Raw genomic sequence first — 752 nt, 5'->3', positions numbered from 1 at the left:
GCGCTTACCACTTTGTGATTCATGACTGGGGTGAAGTCGTAACAAGGTAACCGTAGGGGAACCTGCGGTTGGATCACCTCCTTACCTCAAGATACGCATTGTGCAGTGTCCACACAGATTGTCTGATAGAAAGTAACGAGCAGAAATACCTTAATAGGCTTGTAGCTCAGGTGGTTAGAGCGCACCCCTGATAAGGGTGAGGTCGGTGGTTCAAGTCCACTCAGGCCTACCAATTCCTTCCTCCTCTTCGTTGTCGCCATGTCTCGTTTGCCCAGGCAAACTTCGCATGACTCCGCCTTGATGAGAAAGTGATTGGCTGACTCATCAGGCTGATGAGTGATTAAGGTATCTGTAAGTGACTGTATGGGGCTATAGCTCAGCTGGGAGAGCGCCTGCCTTGCACGCAGGAGGTCAGCGGTTCGATCCCGCTTAGCTCCACCATTACCGTACAGCCCCTCAATAATACTTCAGAGCGTATTGGAAACAGTATGCTGCGAAGTATTTTGCTCTTTAACAATCTGGAACAAGCTGAAAATTGAAAGTTTACAGCTGAACATCACTCTCCGTATCTGTACTGAGTGGTGGATTAGTCTGTAACAGAGTCTCTCAAATAATCGCAATGCGACGGTGGAAACACCTTCGGGTTGTGAGGTTAAGCGACTAAGCGTACACGGTGGATGCCTAGGCAGTCAGAGGCGATGAAGGGCGTGCTAATCTGCGAAAAGCGTCGGTAAGGTGATATGAACCGTTAT

The 752-nt window shown here is 49.1% G+C and carries 2 tRNA genes and 2 rRNA genes; all 4 read left to right on the top strand.

Annotated features, from left to right (window positions below):
- Positions 1-84: ribosomal RNA gene (locus tag ETV65_RS24740) — 16S ribosomal RNA — on the top strand; the annotation flags it as partial.
- Positions 85-155: 71 nt separating this feature from the next.
- Positions 156-232: transfer RNA gene (locus ETV65_RS24735), tRNA-Ile, on the top strand.
- A gap of 133 nt (positions 233-365) precedes the next feature.
- Positions 366-441 (top strand) — tRNA-Ala (locus ETV65_RS24730).
- Positions 442-650: 209 nt separating this feature from the next.
- Positions 651-752 (top strand): 23S ribosomal RNA (locus tag ETV65_RS24725); the annotation flags it as partial.

It is taken from the genome of Rahnella sp. RFA10(1/100), from assembly GCF_004195115.1.
GTDB lineage: Bacteria > Pseudomonadota > Gammaproteobacteria > Enterobacterales > Enterobacteriaceae > Rahnella > Rahnella perminowiae.
The sequence above is the reverse complement of the archived record's forward strand: the minus strand, read 5'-3'. Positions and strand labels throughout refer to the sequence as shown.